Source organism: Peribacillus frigoritolerans (genome assembly GCF_030676415.1).
GTDB classification, from domain to species: Bacteria; Bacillota; Bacilli; order Bacillales; family DSM-1321; genus Peribacillus; species Peribacillus frigoritolerans_A.
This window is the reverse complement of sequence record NZ_JAUUTW010000015.1, coordinates 72,995-89,218: the sequence shown is the minus strand read 5'-3', so window position 1 is coordinate 89,218 and position 16,224 is coordinate 72,995. Positions and strand designations below refer to the sequence as shown.

Sequence of the window (16,224 nt, the reverse complement as noted above, 5' to 3'; positions counted from 1 at the left end):
AAAACGATTCATTCTGTACGTTTGTATAAGATAGGAAAAAAGCAATGTAATGATGTTCAGGCAAACGAAAAAAAAGTGCAGCAATCCTTCATTCCCACTCAAGGATGAAAGAAGCTGCACTTTTTTTGGCACTGAATGTTAGCTTGAACGAGGTCTTTTCCCTTCTGCTATAAGAAGGTTGATGCGATCTATGAGTTCAGGTAGTTCCTCCATCGTTTTGATGGTGAAGTCGGCCCCGTTTTGCATAAAGGTGTCTGCCATTTTAGAGGTGAGATTTTGTTTATCCCGTTCTGGTAAACTTGTATACTCATTCAAACTCAATCCCATCTCAGAGCTTCCGACAATGACTCCGACCGACCATACTCCAGCATTCACTCCCTCTTGCATATCGGAAATGGTATCCCCTACCTTCACTACCTTCCATGATGCCGCTAACTTCAATTCTTCCATATTCCGATATATCATGTAAGGATAAGGCCTGCCATTCGAATGGGTTGCATCCGGTGTTACATGGAAATCAGGCCGATACCCTTTTTTCAAAGCATTTGCCACTACGACCTCCATCATTGTATCCGTATATCCCGTTGTCGACCCAATCTTCAGGCCGCGATTCCTTAATGCTTCCACCGTCTCGATAACCCCTGGTATGGGATCTGTATAATCCGCCAATGACATCATCAGTGCCGGTTCGAATTCAGCATATAGTTTTTCAACGTCTTCCTCATTGAATGGCCTTCCGTATTGTTTTTCCCATAACGAAGATATCCTTGGCATGGTCAGCATCGCACGAATATGATCGATTTTCAGCATGCCCATCGGAGCTCTGGCTTCCTCCATCGTCACGTCCAGTCCAGCATTCTTAAAAATATCCACAAAAACATTCACTGGTGCAAAACATCCAAAATCCACAGCCGTTCCAGCCCAATCCAAAATGATTCCCTCTACCTTATTCATACTGTCACCTCTTTCATATATTTTTCTACGATCCTGCCAAGTTCCTCGATATCTTCTTCATGGATTTCGCCAATATTGCCGATTCGGAATGTATCTATGTCAGTCAGCTTTCCGGGGTATATTACGTAACCTCTCTCTTTGATAAAATTGTAGAAGTCCCCAAAATCAAAGGTTTCAGTTGGAAATAGGAATGTTGTAATGATGGGCGATTGTTTATCAGGTGAGATATATGTACGAATGCCCAATTTACCCATCAGCTCCCTCAGCCTATCATTATTATTTTTATAGCGGGCGAATCTGGCTGGAATGCCGCCTTCTTCCGTTAATTCTTCCAACGCTTTAGCAAACGCGGCCACTACATGTGTTGGAGAAGTGAAACGCCATTTCCCATCCTTGTCCATCTCTTTCCACTGATCATATAAATCCAGGGACAATTAGATCTCCACTCCAGGCACTCGCTTTCCGCGGGCGGTCCGGGAGCCTCCTCGGCGCTTTTGCGCCTGTGGGGTCTCCCTGGACTCGCTTTTCCCGCAGGAGTCTCGCGCCTTCCGTTCCAATCAACTTTGTTTTAAAAGATAGAACACCTTTTGTCTATAAACTAATAATAAAGGAGAATCGGAATACTCTAACCCCGACGATGATTTTAAAGGAAATCAGGCCCCTGCCGAACCATGTTTAATACTAGATTATCCTTCATGTTTTTTTCCTGTACTAATTAATGGATGGAAGAAATTTGCGACACTCCTGCCGAATAACGGGCTAGCCGAGACCCCACAGACGCTTGCTTGCTTGGCGACAGTCAGCGGATAGGGAGAGGATTTCTGAAATCAACTGCAACTTGAAATAATAAAACTGTGTCTCCATAAATGGAGAGTGACACTCAGGCTATTTTCATGGCTTTGACTCTGTCTGGGTCCCGGTGATTCCCATAAAGTTGAGCTCCTAATTAAAATTCCTTTCATGCTGAAGGAGCCATTCCTTTCTCCATAAGCCACCCGCCCGCCTATACTGCTGCAGAAAGTCCACACACATGCTTACATTTATATCAAAATGAATTTTTCTATTGGATCTCTGGATTTAAAGGTATGGTTGTGCTGGATTCCCGTTTAACGATTCCGGATAAATAAAAAAATGCCCTTTCATACCAGGGCATTTTCATGATCCAATTGATTAATTTACGAAAAGATATAACTTTCTATGATATTCCACAAATGCCTGCTGGTCCTTTTCCGTGTAGTCCATCCACTTTACTTTCTTGCATCTTTCCTCTAATCTATCATTCAGTTCATCTTCTATTTCATTCATGAAACGAATGATTTCCCCATAAGGCATATTGAAATGACGGGCTGCGAGCCTGGGCGGAGAATGCTTTACTAGCAATCTCATGAATTGATCGACCGTGTCCGCCTTCGATGCAAGATAATCTTCTTCGTTCACGATGAATTCATACACTTGTTTTTTCACGCCAGAAAGTCTGGTTACTTCGTCGCGCAATAAAAACTCCATTAATCTTTCGTTCATATGGCTCTACCTCGAATTGGTTTATATTTAAATCCTTTTAGATATGTATGAAAAGTCTATACTGCCCGATACCTCATTATGACATCGTAACCGCAAGCCATCAAGCACCTATCAATACATAAAGCGTAATAATTACGATTTATGATCCTTTTAAGTAAAAAATAACATGTATATGCCTTAAAAGTCAACATTCGTGTTGTGTGACATCTCTAATCTCGAAATGCATATTAAGCGTCCTGTATTGGCAAAATATGATCATGAACAAATGGAACAACTCTTTATTAATTTTTGTATATGTAAAGAGAATAATTTTGTTAAAATTTGATATAATAAATGTAATATTTAGTCAATTAGTATCTTTTCCTAGAATTTGCTTTTGCAAAGGGGTAGAATGAATCTAATGACATCTTATTTTTTCTAAATGTTTCCGAGGAGTTATAGGGTGGGTATAGCAAGTACATAGTGACAGCTGAAATGCTGTCCGACATATCGGTTGTTTTCATTTGTTCAGAATAACAATGAAAAGAATAAGGAGTGATTTTTTGAAACCTTCAACAAATCGCATGTTAACCCGTATTAAATCCGTTTATATGTTCATTAGTAATAACGGTACGGTTTCTACTCAAGAGCTTGTAGAAGAATTTGGCATCACTCCTCGAACTGTGCAGCGCGATTTAAATGTCTTAGCATACAATGACCTTGTTCAAAGCCCAAGCCGAGGCCTTTGGACGACAACAAGTAAAAAGGTGAAGATGTCATCGTAAAAAGAACGACCACCCGAATAAGATCGATATGTAAATTACTTTGAGGCGGACAATGTTTTCCGCCTCATTTTTTGTGTCCAGCTATCATTCAGTGGGTTGGCCCGCCTTTAACTGTTCAAGCTCCTCCGCCGTTAACTCACGGTATTCACCAAGCTCAAGTTCCTCATCAAGCTGTAAACTCCCCATGGAAAGACGCTTTAGGTAGACGACACGTTTGCCAACGGCCTCAAACATCCGCTTCACCTGATGGAACTTTCCTTCCATGATCGTCAGCTCGATATCCGATGTCAGACCTGATTTTAAAATGTTCAATTCACCTGGTTTTGTTTCGTATCCATCATCCAAGGTCACCCCGTTGCGGAATGCCTCGATATCCCGTTCCGTTACTTCGCCATCAATGACCGCAAAATATGTTTTAGGGACATGTTTCTTCGGGGAAAGCAGTTGGTGGGCAAGCTTTCCGTCATTCGTGATCAGCAATAAACCTTCTGTGTCCTTATCAAGACGTCCTACAGGAAATGGCTCGAAAACCGAATCTTCTGGCTCCAAGATGTCAATGACCGTTTCTTGGTGTTTGTCTTCCGTTGCCGACAATACGCCTGGCGGTTTATTCATCATTAAATATATGAATTCCCTATATTCAACCCGTTCACCATGAACCGTCACGATTTCCGTATCAGGGTCCACTTGTTCTTTCGGGTCCTTCAGCAGCCTTTCATTGACCTTGACGGCGCCGGATTTCAGGAGCTTTTTCACTTCTTTCCTGCTGCCATAACCAATATTGGATAAAATCTTATCTATTCTCATCGTTTCCTCCTAAAGCCTTTTTCAGTAAAAAGCCTTGCCCACTTTAATGACAGGCAAGGCCAATATATTTAATCTGGGGATCACCATTCAATACCCTTTATTTTACACACCAAACTTCCAGCTTATAATCCTAATTTAGCTTTTAACCGATCAATCCGGGCACCGAACAAACGATGGGCTAGTTTGCTTTTCAAGGCAAGCGCCGCATAAATGAGAGCTCCAAAAATTGCAGAAACGGCTACGATCAAAATCGCCTGGAACCGCCCTTCCGTTGTAAGCCACAGCGATAATAAACTGTTCATGCCCCATGCAGCCAGTCCCATTATCATTGAAAAAACAGTGATCAAAACGGATCTTCTGATGGTAAGGCTGTAACGATATCCAGTAAAGTAAGTAATGACATACAAATTCAGCAGCACAGCAGCCAAGTAGCCGAATGCCGTGGCATAAACGGATCCTTCCGTTTCAAACAACTTGATCATCGGGATATTCAAGCTCAATTTGATTAAAAAGCCAACAAGCAGGCTGAGCACCGTATATTTTTGCTGATTGATTCCTTGTAAAACGGCCGCCGAAACGGAAAAAAGCGCAAACAAGATGGAAACGGGCGCATATGCCTTCAGGACACTGATTCCAAGTGGATCATGGCTGTAAAAGGCACTATAGATTGGATCGGCCAGCACCGACATGCCAATGACCGCTGGAATCGTAATGAACAACAAAATTTGGAAGGCTTGGTTCAGCTGGCGGTTTAACTCTTCCGAATCATCGCTTACATATGCCTTCGTCACCGAGGGAAGAAGCGCCATTGAAAACCCGGTTGCAAGCGTCATCGGAATCAAGACAAGCTTCTGGGCATATACATTCAATACCCCAAGGGCATCTTCTGCGACATGCTGCAGCCCGATGGACGACATCGCCTTATTGAAAGACAGCAAGTCCGCAAACTGAAACATTGGCATCGCGATTCCGACAAATATGAAAGGAATCGACGAAAGAAATATTTCTTTATAGATTTCCTTCAGGGAAATTTCCATCGTCCCCCGGTCTTTCTTCATCAAGCTGTCCAAATGGGGTTTTTGTTTTTTCCAATACCAAAATAACACCACTAAACCGCCGACAGCCCCAACCGTCGCCGCGAAGGTAGCTATTTGGATGGCTCTCACTAACTCTCCATCAAGGACATTCAAAACAACATACACACCAGCCAGAAGGAACACGATGCGGACAATTTGTTCGACAACCTGAGAGATGGCCGTTGGTTCCATCGCTTCATGACCTTGAAAGAAGCCGCGGATGATGCTCATGAACGGTACAAAAATCAAGGCGAAGCTGACTGCACGTATGATCTCCGTGACATCGCTGACATCTTCCTTCTTGACCCCGAAGACTTCAGTAAACATCGGTGCCATCGTATAGAGAATCAAAAAAGCGAGAAAACCGGTGACAACCATTAATTTCAGGCTCGATTTAAATAACTTCTCACCGACGGCGTACTCCTCGAGCGCATTATACTTCGAGATGAATTTAGAAACTGCAAGCGGCATGCCTGCCGTTGCAAAGCTAATGAAAATGGTATATGGAACGTACCCATATTGATAGAGGGTAGCCCCTTTATTCCCAACCATATGTTCAAATGGGATGACGTAAAATAAACCAAGTATCTTGGAAATGATCGCTCCCAGCGTTAATATAAAAGCCCCTTTTAAAAACTTAGATGACATCTAATCCCTTCCTGCCTCTGTCAGTTACGTTTCACACGCTCTTTATCTTATCATATTAAAGTATTTTTTCTATAGAAAACTACACTCAAGTTTATCGTTTTCGAAGATAATACACAAACAAATAATTCCTTTTCTTCTACATTCGCAATCTGACGGGCTCTTGCTATATAATGAAGGGACTGAAAATGATAAAGTGGTGATCAATTTGAAATATGATGTAGTGGTAATTGGCGGCGGTCCTTCCGGATTGATGGCAGCAATAGCGGCCGGGGAAAAAGGTGCCCTTGTATTATTAGTGGATAAAGGCGAGAAGCTTGGAAGGAAACTTGCAATCTCGGGCGGCGGACGCTGCAACGTGACGAACAGGCTCTCAATCGATGAAATCATTCAGCATATCCCTGGAAACGGGCGATTTCTATACAGTGCTTTCTCAGAGTTCAATAATGAGGACATTATTCAATTCTTTGAAAAATTGGGCGTGGCTCTAAAAGAAGAGGACCATGGCCGGATGTTCCCTGTCAACGATAAAGCGCAAAGTGTCGTGGATGCCCTTCTGACACGCCTGTCGAATTTAAATGTAACGATCTATAAGAACTCTCCAGTTGCGGAAGTTCTCTATGAACATGGAAAAACAAGCGGTGTCCGGTTAAAAGATGGACAGACCATTGACACGGATGCAGTCGTGATAGCAGTCGGCGGGAAATCAGTTCCTCACACCGGTTCAACCGGCGACGGCTACGCATGGGCTAAAAAGGCGGGGCATACGATTACCGAACTGTTCCCAACTGAAGTTCCCGTACTTAGCCATGAAACGTTCATTAAAGATCGAACACTTCAAGGCCTCGCACTTCGCGATGTATCATTGAGCGTCCTTAACCCAAAAGGCAAGACCCTGATCACACACCAAATGGATATGCTCTTCACCCATTTTGGCGTCTCCGGTCCAGCTGTTCTACGGTGCAGCCAATTCGTCGTGAAAGCGATGAAAAAATGGAACCTATCGGAAGTGACAATGAAACTCGATGCCCTGCCGGACCGAAACAAGGAAGAGGTTTTTCAAGACATCATGAAAGAAATCAAAGCCGAACCGAAAAAAGCCATTAAAAATACCTTAAAAGGTTTAGTTCCTGAACGATACCTTCACTTTCTGCTTGAGCGAAGCGGTATCGACCTTCAAGAACAAGGAGCGACGATATCAAATGAAAAAATCCGCCGCTTTGCAGAATTATGCAAGGACTTCCAATTCGGGGTACACGGCACCCAGCCGCTAGAAAAAGCATTCGTCACGGGCGGCGGCGTATCCGTCAAAGAAATACATCCAAAAGAAATGGCTTCCAAACTAATGGACGGACTGTATTTCTGCGGTGAAATTCTGGATATCCACGGATACACAGGCGGCTATAATATCACATCGGCATTAGTAACCGGAAGACTCGCCGGAATGAATGCTGCCATGTATGCCCGTTCATAATTCCTAAAAAGAGGCTGATCCGCTTGGATTAGCCTCTTTTAGATGCGGTTTCTTAAGCCTATACGTCCATTCGGTGTCTGTTAGGCTTTGATTCTTGGCGTAGGTGCTGTCATTTTCGTCCATCATCACGCTTTTTTCGACCGTACACGCAGTTTTTCGACCTTCACCATACTTTTTTCGGCCGTTCACGCTGTTTATTCGACCTTCACCGAACTTTTTTCGTCCGCACTCACGCCGCCTCTTTTTTCCGGCTTTCCGTTTAAAATATTTCTGGATGATAGCGATATGCTTCGAGGTCAATGGTATTCCGGTCCGTGAATGTGACGCCTTCACTCTCGAGCATCGCCTTCTGGTGTTCTGCGGCGCCCTCCGCTTTTATGCCGATTTCGCCTTTGGCATTGATTACCCGGTGCCAAGGAAGGTCATGTTTTTTGCTGCTTGAATGAAGGATCCTTACGACCTGCCTTGCACCGCGCGGACTTCCGGCGAGCTGTCCAATTTGACCATATGTCATCACTTTACCGGAAGGGATATGTTGAATGATATTGATTACCCGTTCAGTAAAACTTTCCAAATAACTCGCCCCTTTTATTCTATCCGTTTGCTAAAATCGTGATTTTTTCATCGGTTATCAGGACCCCATGATGCTTGATCAAGTTTGTTTTAAGCTCGGCAGGCACTCTGCAGTCATCGTATGCACAAACAGAAATCAATCCTCGTTCCTTGATCAGTTTGTCAATTCCTTTTTCATATTCGCCTATCGCTAAGCTGACTTGATCGTCATGGCCCCATTCAACATGGCCCCAAGTCCGCACGTGCTGATTGCGTTTAGTGTATGTATCGATATTTTCCAAGAAATAATTAACCATCGTCGAAGGATGGAAGTCTCCATGAAAACAATAAAAATCAAAATTATTGATAAGGTGCACTTGCTCCAATTGCTCCTCATTTAAATGAAGCTGCAATTTCTTGTACACGAAAGGAAAGATACGGTCATTTTCGACGACCAGGATATGGTCTCCCTGTTCAACACCGGCAATGATGAAAGTCGCCTCATTTTCAATGTAGGCTTCCAATTCATTAAAACAGTATAAAATATGGCCACCATCCGATTGCTGTATATTTTCCATTAGTTGTTTCATTTTATTATCCAAAATGGATCTCTCCTTTAAATACACCAGTCCGCACTATGTATTATGTGTATAACTTTACCCATTATCTCCGTGTTTGTAAAATTCATAGAAGAATATAATCAGTTTTTCCTAATGTCATCTGTTATGATCGGGAATTTTGTTGAATCGAATTGAGGCTGCTTTTAGTCCACTCATTAAAAGACCAAGGCAGCCCAATTCAGCAGATTCCGTTCTTCATGCATTTTCCCTTCTGATGTCCGTCCCTAAATCACAGGATAATACGGTACATAACGCGGGTTATAATAATATGGCGGTCTTGGTCCTATGAGCGGCAATTCAAAGGTATTTGGGTTGGAATCATATAACAACTCCACTTTTTCATCCGATTGTTCGACCAATAACCACTTCACTTCTTCGCTATAATAATATGGCATATAGAGGCCTCCAAAAACTTTTTTCTACCCATCAGCATATTCGAGCCGCACGGCAACGAGCCCGTCCCCATACATGTTCTTCATGCACGGCATACACCTGGTCATCATAAAGTAATCCGACTAAATTCTTTTTTAGGAGGACCCCTCATGGCAGAAGATAAGAAAAAGAAATCATCCGGTAAAACCTATCCCATGCATCCGAACTATGGAAAGATCACTCGTTATCAAGACGTTCCCATCACGGTTCCGGAGCAACGCCAATTTCGCCAACCTGGTGTAGAAAAATTGATGGTTCCCCGGCCCATCATCGATAATCCCAATTATAGGGGCAGCGGGAAATTAACAGGTAGTGTCGCGTTGATAACTGGCGGAGACAGTGGGATTGGCGCTGCGGCTGCCATCGCTTTTGCTAAAGAAGGCGCAGATGTTTCCATCGCTTATCTGGATGAACATGAGGATGCCAATCGGACTAAAACGAGAATTGAAGAGCTTGGACAACGTTGCTTACTGCTGCCTGGTGACTTAAGGGATAAGCAGCAATGTATCAATATCGTGGAAGATACCATCGAAACATTTGGAAAGCTCGATATTCTTTGTAACCACGTGGGTATTCAATTTCAGCAATTAAGCTTGCTTGATATTACGGATGAGCAATTCGATGATACCTTTAAAGTGAATATCTATTCCCACTTCTACACGACCCGAGCCGCCCTTCCCCATTTAAAAGCTGGGTCCTCCATCATTAATACATCTTCTGTCGTGACGTTTAATGGGAATAAGCAATTAATTGATTACACGGCGACTAAAGGGGCCAACATTGGTTTTACCCGTGCCTTGGCAAACAGTCTTGTCGACCAAGGCATCCGGGTGAACGCCGTTGCGCCTGGACGGTTTTGGACACCCCTCATCCCGGCAAGTTTCTCGGCAGACGAAGTGACACAAGTCGATAACCCGATGGAGCGTCAAGGCCAGCCATTTGAACTGGCTCCCACCTTTGTCTATCTCGCTTCTGATGATTCCCGTTTTGTAACAGGACAAACACTTCATGTCAACGGCGGGGAAGCGACATCGTCCTAATTTCCACATCGAATATGCCCCCTTCCTAGGAAGTCGGGATGAAAAAAAGACTACCTTGGATTGCCCGCCATGCAGCAATAGGTAGTCTACTATTTATTATAGGGCCAGCCGGCCTTTATTTTTTTTTATAGATGATCATCGCACTAAAACAGTAGATCTGTTCCTCTTCCTCTTCACCTGTAGTGGCGACATTGTATTTGATATCGACGATTTGATTATCGCGTATGTCTTCAAGGAAAAAGTTCATTTCGTCCTCTAGATCCTTTTCATGCTCATAATCAAATAATTTGACTTGTATCATCGTATCTCCCCGCCCTTTTACTATAATGATAGTTATTGTGCAGGATGCCCATTTTTCATGATGATTATACTTGATTTGTTTGTAAAGCGGATAATATTGCAACCACTTCATCCCCGACATCTTCTGTAGAGGCTGCCCCGCCCATATCAGGAGTCAGCGCCTTTTTATCGACCATCACCTGTTCGATCACGTCCAACACTTTTGCACCCCAAACCTCATGCCCAAAGAAATCGAGAATCTGACTGGCGGACCATATGGCCGCCAGTGGATTGGCGATGCCTTGATGTGCTATATCCGGAGCTGAACCATGAATCGGTTCAAACATCGATGGATAAATCCGTTCCGGGTTTAAATTGGCACCGGCCGCCAGTCCCATCCCGCCTGCAATGGCAGCACCTAAATCCGTGATGATGTCACCAAACAAATTGGAGGTGACAACGATTTGGAACCGTTCGGGCTGTTTGACAAAGTACATGCTCGCCGCATCGACCAGATAGGAATTCGTTTCTACTTCCGGATACTCCTGTCCAATTTCTTCAAAAACCTGATCCCAAAAAACCATTGAATAATTCAATGCGTTCGCCTTGCTTATGCTCGTTAGCGTCCTGCCCGTCTTACGCGCGAGTTCATACGCATAACGGATGATCCTCTCCGTTCCTTTTCGTGAAAAAACGCCCGTCTGCAGTACCACTTCTTCCGGCTTGCCTTTAAAAAGCCAATCACCGGCACCGGAATATTCCCCTTCACTGTTTTCACGGATGACTACCATATTGATTTGGTCACGAGTCACGTCTTTTAATGGACAGGGTGCACCTTGAAGCAATTTAACGGGTCGAACATTCACATATTGGTCAAATCCCTTTCTGATTTTCAGCAGAAGTTCACGTAAGGAAATATGGTCCGGGACACCAGGATAACCGACAGCCCCAAGATATACGGCGTCAAACTTCATCAGTTGTTCCAGTCCGTCGTCGGGCAGCATTTTGCCGTGCTCAAGGTAATATTCACAACCCCATGGAAAATATGTGAACTGAAAAGAAAAATCCCCGGCAATTGCAGCCACTTCTTTAAGCACCTTTACACCCTCATTAATCACCTCAGGGCCAATCCCGTCACCCGCAATGACAGCTATTTTATGAACATTCATTCTTCAACTCTCCTTTTTCTATATTTTCTGATTTCAGCACCCTAATTTTAACATATGACTTTTGCATCCCCGTTAAGAGAGGTCCATACAGGAAAAAGAGCCCTTTCATAATGAAAGGACTCTTTTTTTCACACCTTCAAATATGCGCGTCTTTCCGCATATTCACGGCATTGTGAACAAACCATGATCTTTTTTCTTTCTTCATTCAAATAGGCCGTCACATTCTTGGATTTACGCTTACAAAAGTAACAGGTCTTTTTGAAGAACTTCACTTAACGATGACTTCGCCGTCCCATTCAAGCATTCCGCCAACCATGTTTGCCACTTTATATCCTTGTTCCTGAAGATAATGGCATACATTTTCACTGCGGCGTCCTGAACGGCAGATAAAAATATATTCTTTTTCTTTATCAAAATAGTCAAGGTTCGCCGGGATGTCATTCATGCGAATATGTTTCGCGCCTTCGATCATTCCCTCTTGTACTTCTTCGTCTTCACGAACATCGACAAGTTCCAATGCTTCGCCTGCCTCAAGCTTAGCTTCCACTTCTTCCGTTGTAATGATTTTGATTTCTTCCATAATTAGCACCTCGAATTATCGTTTGATTTATCTTTTTCATTATAGCAAAATTTCCAGTTAAACATCACATAATGGATTCCCTATGAAAATTCCCTAAAGCCTGACTGTAAAAAGCCGGCGTATATAATATTCGCCGGCTTTTTAAGGCATGAACTTGTTTCAATGTTTGAAGCCCAGTTGATATTGTTTAGGGATCTCCGTTTTTTTATTCAAAGCTTTAGATGCTTCCAGTGCCCAATAAGGGTTTCGCAGCATTCCTCTGCCGACGGCAACCAAATCCGCTTCATCATTACCAATGATTGAATTTGCAAGAATCGGATCATCTAATCGACCTACAGCAATCACCGGGATATCCAAAGCTTTTTTGATTTCCCTGGCCAACGGAGTTTGATAGCTAGCATGTGTACCAGGTCTTCCGTCTCCTCCAATCGGGCCTTCTCCTCCAGAGCTTACATGGAACATATCGACGCCTGCTTCTTTAAAGACTTGTGAAAAGGCAATGCTTTCTTCAATACCATATCCGCCTTCAACGTATTCTTTTGCAGAAATGCGCATGATTAAAGGCATGTCGGCAGGCATTTCGCTTTTCACGGCTTTAATGACTTCCACCCCGAATTTAGTCAGGTCTCTTCCATATTCGTCATCACGTTTATTCGTAAGCGGTGATGTAAATTGGTGGATTAAGTACCCGTGTGCACCATGTAGTTCAATTACGTCAAATCCTGCTTGAACAGCCCTTCTGGCCGATGCCCGGAATTTATCGACCATTTCCTTCACTTCTTCCGTCTCTAAAGCTCTTGGTGTTTTGAACGTTTCATCAAAGGCGATGGCTGATGGTGCCACCGGAGTTTCGGCATCCTCCGCTTTACGGCCTGCATGGGCAAGTTGTATTCCGACTTTTGCACCGTATTGATGAACTTCCTTAACGATGTTGGAGAAAGCCCCAATTTGATCGTCGGACCATAATCCAAGATCGCGATTCGAAATACGCCCATCAGGCTCCACATCGGTCATTTCAACTATAATTAACCCCGTGCCGCCAACTGCCCTGCTTACATAATGCTGCTGATGCCAGTTTGTTGGTATACCATCTTCCGCTTCGACGGAGTATTGGCACATCGGCGGCATGACGATCCTATTTTTAAGTTCAAGTTCTTTTATGCGATAAGGTGAAAATAAATCATTCATAATTTTTTATCTCCTTTTTCATATAATGCATGCACATGCATTTATATCACCTGAGTAATTACTGTGTCAACTAATCAGATTTTAGAAGGCTGTCATTGTAAACGCCATCGAATGTTGGTATAGCATTTCCATCCCCACCAATGCGGAGATCCAAAAAAAGAGAAAGACGGGTATACCGTCCCTCTCTTTCATACGTGATTAAAAGTCGAAATTATCAGGATCTGGACCCACACGGTGATTCTGATTCAATGCATCAATTTGGTTCATTTCCTCTCCCGTCAATTCGAAATCGAATACAGATGAGTTTTCTACAATACGATGTTCTTTAGTGGATTTTGGAATCGTTACAATCCCATTTTGTAAATCCCAGCGTAAAATGACTTGTGCAACTGATTTACCATGCTTGGTCGCAATAGCTTGTAAAACGTCATTATCCAGAAGTTCACCTTGCATCAATGGTGACCACGCTTCAAGTTGTATTCCTTGTTCCTTACAAAATGCCTGAACTTCTTTTTGAGTTAAACGCGGATGGCATTCCACTTGATTGACCATCGGCTTCACTCCTGCATCTTCCATAAGATCTTTTAGGTGGTGAATCTGGAAGTTGCTCACACCGATCGCTTTTACTTTTCCTTCTTTATAAAGAGTTTCCAACGCTCTCCAGGCTTCTTTATATTTTCCTTCCACTGGCCAATGGATAAGATATAAATCCAGGTACTCCAAGCCAAGTTTCTTTAAGCTTTTTTCGTAAGCTGCAATTGTCGATTCATAGCCTAAATCGGCATTCCAGACTTTTGATGTTACGAATAAGTCTTCCCTGGAGATACCAGCTTCTTTTAAGCCCTCACGGATCCCTTGTCCAACCCCTTCCTCATTTTCATAGATGGCTGCCGTATCGATACTGCGATAACCATGTTTAATGGCCACTTTAACTGCATTTACCAACTCAGGCCCTTCTTCAACCTTAAATACGCCCAATCCGAACCAAGGCATTTTTACCCCGTTATGCAACGTTGTTGTATCTTGTAAATTTTTCACCATTATACTCTACCTCCAAATTTTTTCTTGATTGTTTATCGATTGTAATGCGCTTAAGTATCAGTATCATTACATCCCTTCAAGGAACCTTCCATCATTCGCTGAAGGGATGCAATGATACTTATTTTATTGATACTCTATACGCATGGCATGCTTTATCTAACATGCATCACTTTTTAATCCTATGCTAGTTTGTCCATTCGCTTGGTACGGTCTTTACTTTCCAAGGCCCGGCTCCAACCTGTTAAAATCACTGCTGCAAACACCATGACTCCACCTATCCACGCTGTATGGATCAGTCCGATCGAATCCGTAATCTCTCCGCCTAAGTAGGCACCAATGGCGATTCCTGCATTGAAGGCGGCAATATTGATGGCTGACGCCACGTCCACTGCACTCGGCACGAATCGCTCCGCTAACATGACGACATACACTTGAAGCCCCGGAACATTCATGAAAGCAAACAATCCCATTAAAATGATCGTAATTAAACCAGCTATCTTAAACGGTGCGGTGAAAGTCAAGACCACAAGTACAATGGCCTGAATAAGAAACATATAGAATAGGGCATTAATAGGATTGCGATTGGCGAATTTCCCGCCAAGGGTATTTCCTATTGCTATGGCTACTCCATATATTAGCAAAATCAAGGCCACAGTTCCTTCTTTAAACCCTGTCACTTCCTGAAGTAGTGGCGACAAGTACGTGAAGACAACGAATGTACCTCCATACCCTAACGCTGTAATGATGAATACTAGCAGCAATCGGCCATTCGTCACCAATTTGATTTGGTCACGGAACGTGGTCCGGGCAGCTTTTCTTAAATCGGACGGGACCAGGATGCCGTTTCCGATGAAAGCAATCAAGCCGATTGCCACAATGATGATGAAAGCGAATCTCCAGCCGAATTGCTGACCGATGAAGGTTCCAAAAGGAACTCCGGTCACCGTGGCCACCGTCAGACCTGTAAACATGATGGCGATGGCACTTGCCCTGCGGTTTTCAGGGACCAAATCAGCGGCAATCGTAGCGCCGATTGACATGAAGATACCATGTGCAAGCGCTGAAATGACACGTGCGATCAATAATACACCAACCGTGGTCGCAGAAGCCGCTAATGCATTTCCGGCAATGAACACCACCATTATCCAAAGCAATAAAGTCTTTCGCGACATATTCGATGTCAGGGATGTCAGGATAGGTGCCCCGAACATGACCCCCAAGGCGTATAAGGATACCGTCAATCCTGCCGTCGTAACTGTAATGTGTAAATCTTTAGAAATGAGTGGTAATAATCCCACACTGATGAACTCAGTTGTTCCAATCGCAAAGGCACTGATCGCTAAAGCCAGCAATGCCCATGTACTTCTATTTTTATTTGAAATCATATCCTCTTCTCCTTCTTGTCGTTTTGTACTATCATTGAAATTGCCTAAGCAACTTTTTTTATAAATGGTACAGTGTAATTCGGTGTGCAAATGTTATTATGAGATATAATACAAATAAAAAACAGTACGTACTTTAAAGTGATATAGGCACCTTTTAGTACCTATAAAATAAGGAGAGTATGCAAACCATGCAAAAAAAGAAGTACAATATATCAGTTGAAGCGACACTTGAAGTAATGGGCGGAAAGTGGAAATGCGTAATCCTCTGCCATCTGACCCACGGAAAAAAGCGGACTAGTGAATTGAAGCGCCTTATGCCGAACATCACCCAAAAAATGTTGACCCAACAATTGCGGGAGCTGGAACAGGACGGTGTCATCAATCGGATCGTTTACAACCAAGTCCCCCCAAAAGTGGAATATGAACTTAGTGAGTATGGACAAAGCCTGGAAAGTATCCTATCCGCACTATGTACGTGGGGGGAAAATCACATAACAAGAGTGTATGGAGATAAGTTTTCCGTTCTCGAGGAAAGTGTATTGAATGATCAATTGAAATAAGCCCAAACAAAAAAAGATTAGCTCTAAGTGGCTAATCTTTTTTTGTTTATAAAGAATTCTCCTAAAAAAATTTCACCCTCCTAAGCACCTGTTTTATTCCCCCCTTTCTTTTTGGTATAATATGTAATACAACACCA

At 43.2% G+C, this 16,224-nt stretch carries 17 protein-coding genes and 1 pseudogene; 4 read left to right on the top strand and 14 right to left on the bottom strand.

The window, feature by feature from the left end; translation table 11 throughout:
* Positions 1-138 precede the first annotated feature (138 nt).
* From phnX to Q8G36_RS15355, 3 genes and pseudogenes are all read right to left on the bottom strand, one after another.
* Positions 139-954 (bottom strand): phosphonoacetaldehyde hydrolase, encoded by an 816-nt coding sequence (gene phnX / locus Q8G36_RS15365; protein WP_305162065.1) that lies wholly within the window; start codon positions 952-954, stop codon positions 139-141.
* A pseudogene (locus Q8G36_RS15360) lies at positions 951-1,388 on the bottom strand (2-aminoethylphosphonate--pyruvate transaminase); the annotation flags it as partial. The gene phnX and the pseudogene Q8G36_RS15360, both read right to left, overlap by 4 nt.
* Positions 1,389-2,124: 736 nt before the next feature.
* On the bottom strand, positions 2,125-2,475 hold the full coding sequence (locus tag Q8G36_RS15355) for a hypothetical protein (RefSeq protein WP_305162064.1): 351 nt from the start codon (positions 2,473-2,475) through the stop codon (positions 2,125-2,127).
* 542 nt (positions 2,476-3,017) lie between these two features.
* Here Q8G36_RS15355 and Q8G36_RS15350 point away from each other — a divergent pair.
* The gene (locus Q8G36_RS15350) at positions 3,018-3,239 is read left to right on the top strand and encodes a DeoR family transcriptional regulator (RefSeq protein ID WP_034309346.1); all 222 of its coding nucleotides are present in this window, start codon (positions 3,018-3,020) and stop codon (positions 3,237-3,239) included.
* 84 nt (positions 3,240-3,323) lie between these two features.
* Here the strand turns inward: Q8G36_RS15350 and Q8G36_RS15345 are convergent, their stop codons facing one another.
* Together Q8G36_RS15345 and Q8G36_RS15340 are read right to left on the bottom strand one after the other, a co-directional pair.
* Positions 3,324-4,046, bottom strand: coding sequence for a pseudouridine synthase (locus tag Q8G36_RS15345; RefSeq protein ID WP_305162063.1), 723 nt, complete (start codon positions 4,044-4,046; stop codon positions 3,324-3,326).
* 122 nt (positions 4,047-4,168) lie between these two features.
* Positions 4,169-5,770: a putative polysaccharide biosynthesis protein gene (locus Q8G36_RS15340; RefSeq protein ID WP_305162062.1), complete on the bottom strand. Its 1,602-nt coding sequence runs from the start codon at positions 5,768-5,770 to the stop codon at positions 4,169-4,171.
* 205 nt (positions 5,771-5,975) lie between these two features.
* On the opposite strand from Q8G36_RS15340, the gene Q8G36_RS15335 reads away from it, so the two are divergent.
* Positions 5,976-7,241: an NAD(P)/FAD-dependent oxidoreductase gene (locus Q8G36_RS15335; RefSeq protein WP_305162061.1), complete on the top strand. Its 1,266-nt coding sequence runs from the start codon at positions 5,976-5,978 to the stop codon at positions 7,239-7,241.
* Positions 7,242-7,500: 259 nt separating this feature from the next.
* Here the strand turns inward: Q8G36_RS15335 and Q8G36_RS15330 are convergent, their stop codons facing one another.
* The 3 genes from Q8G36_RS15330 to Q8G36_RS15320 all read right to left on the bottom strand — a co-directional run bounded on the left by Q8G36_RS15330 (position 7,501) and on the right by Q8G36_RS15320 (position 8,808).
* Positions 7,501-7,815 carry an MGMT family protein gene (locus Q8G36_RS15330; RefSeq protein WP_305162060.1) on the bottom strand — a complete coding sequence of 105 codons (315 nt, stop codon included), beginning with the start codon at positions 7,813-7,815 and terminating at the stop codon, positions 7,501-7,503.
* A 19-nt stretch (positions 7,816-7,834) separates the two neighbouring features.
* Complete coding sequence (locus Q8G36_RS15325; RefSeq protein ID WP_305162059.1) at positions 7,835-8,395, bottom strand: MEDS domain-containing protein; 561 nt, start codon at positions 8,393-8,395, stop codon at positions 7,835-7,837.
* Positions 8,396-8,637: 242 nt separating this feature from the next.
* Positions 8,638-8,808, bottom strand: coding sequence for a hypothetical protein (locus tag Q8G36_RS15320; RefSeq protein WP_164855101.1), 171 nt, complete (start codon positions 8,806-8,808; stop codon positions 8,638-8,640).
* A 147-nt stretch (positions 8,809-8,955) separates the two neighbouring features.
* Between Q8G36_RS15320 and Q8G36_RS15315 the strand changes: the two genes are divergently transcribed.
* Positions 8,956-9,885: an SDR family oxidoreductase gene (locus Q8G36_RS15315; RefSeq protein ID WP_305162058.1), complete on the top strand. Its 930-nt coding sequence runs from the start codon at positions 8,956-8,958 to the stop codon at positions 9,883-9,885.
* 115 nt (positions 9,886-10,000) lie between these two features.
* Here Q8G36_RS15315 and Q8G36_RS15310 read toward each other — a convergent pair whose 3' ends face one another.
* The 6 genes from Q8G36_RS15310 to Q8G36_RS15285 form a co-directional block, all read right to left on the bottom strand.
* Positions 10,001-10,186: a sporulation protein Cse60 gene (locus tag Q8G36_RS15310; protein ID WP_048682016.1), complete on the bottom strand. Its 186-nt coding sequence runs from the start codon at positions 10,184-10,186 to the stop codon at positions 10,001-10,003.
* A 64-nt stretch (positions 10,187-10,250) separates the two neighbouring features.
* The gene (locus tag Q8G36_RS15305; RefSeq protein ID WP_305162057.1) at positions 10,251-11,333 is read right to left on the bottom strand and encodes a tartrate dehydrogenase; all 1,083 of its coding nucleotides are present in this window, start codon (positions 11,331-11,333) and stop codon (positions 10,251-10,253) included.
* 268 nt (positions 11,334-11,601) lie between these two features.
* Positions 11,602-11,913: a rhodanese-like domain-containing protein gene (locus tag Q8G36_RS15300; protein ID WP_214748869.1), complete on the bottom strand. Its 312-nt coding sequence runs from the start codon at positions 11,911-11,913 to the stop codon at positions 11,602-11,604.
* 159 nt (positions 11,914-12,072) lie between these two features.
* Positions 12,073-13,101, bottom strand: coding sequence for an NADH:flavin oxidoreductase/NADH oxidase (locus tag Q8G36_RS15295; protein ID WP_305162056.1), 1,029 nt, complete (start codon positions 13,099-13,101; stop codon positions 12,073-12,075).
* 198 nt (positions 13,102-13,299) lie between these two features.
* Positions 13,300-14,142, bottom strand: a complete 843-nt coding sequence (locus tag Q8G36_RS15290; RefSeq protein ID WP_305162055.1) for an aldo/keto reductase — start codon at positions 14,140-14,142, stop codon at positions 13,300-13,302.
* Between the two features lie 179 nt (positions 14,143-14,321).
* Positions 14,322-15,527 (bottom strand): MFS transporter, encoded by a 1,206-nt coding sequence (locus Q8G36_RS15285; protein WP_305162054.1) that lies wholly within the window; start codon positions 15,525-15,527, stop codon positions 14,322-14,324.
* 188 nt (positions 15,528-15,715) lie between these two features.
* On the opposite strand from Q8G36_RS15285, the gene Q8G36_RS15280 reads away from it, so the two are divergent.
* Positions 15,716-16,087 (top strand): winged helix-turn-helix transcriptional regulator, encoded by a 372-nt coding sequence (locus tag Q8G36_RS15280; protein WP_305162053.1) that lies wholly within the window; start codon positions 15,716-15,718, stop codon positions 16,085-16,087.
* Positions 16,088-16,224: the final 137 nt, after the last annotated feature.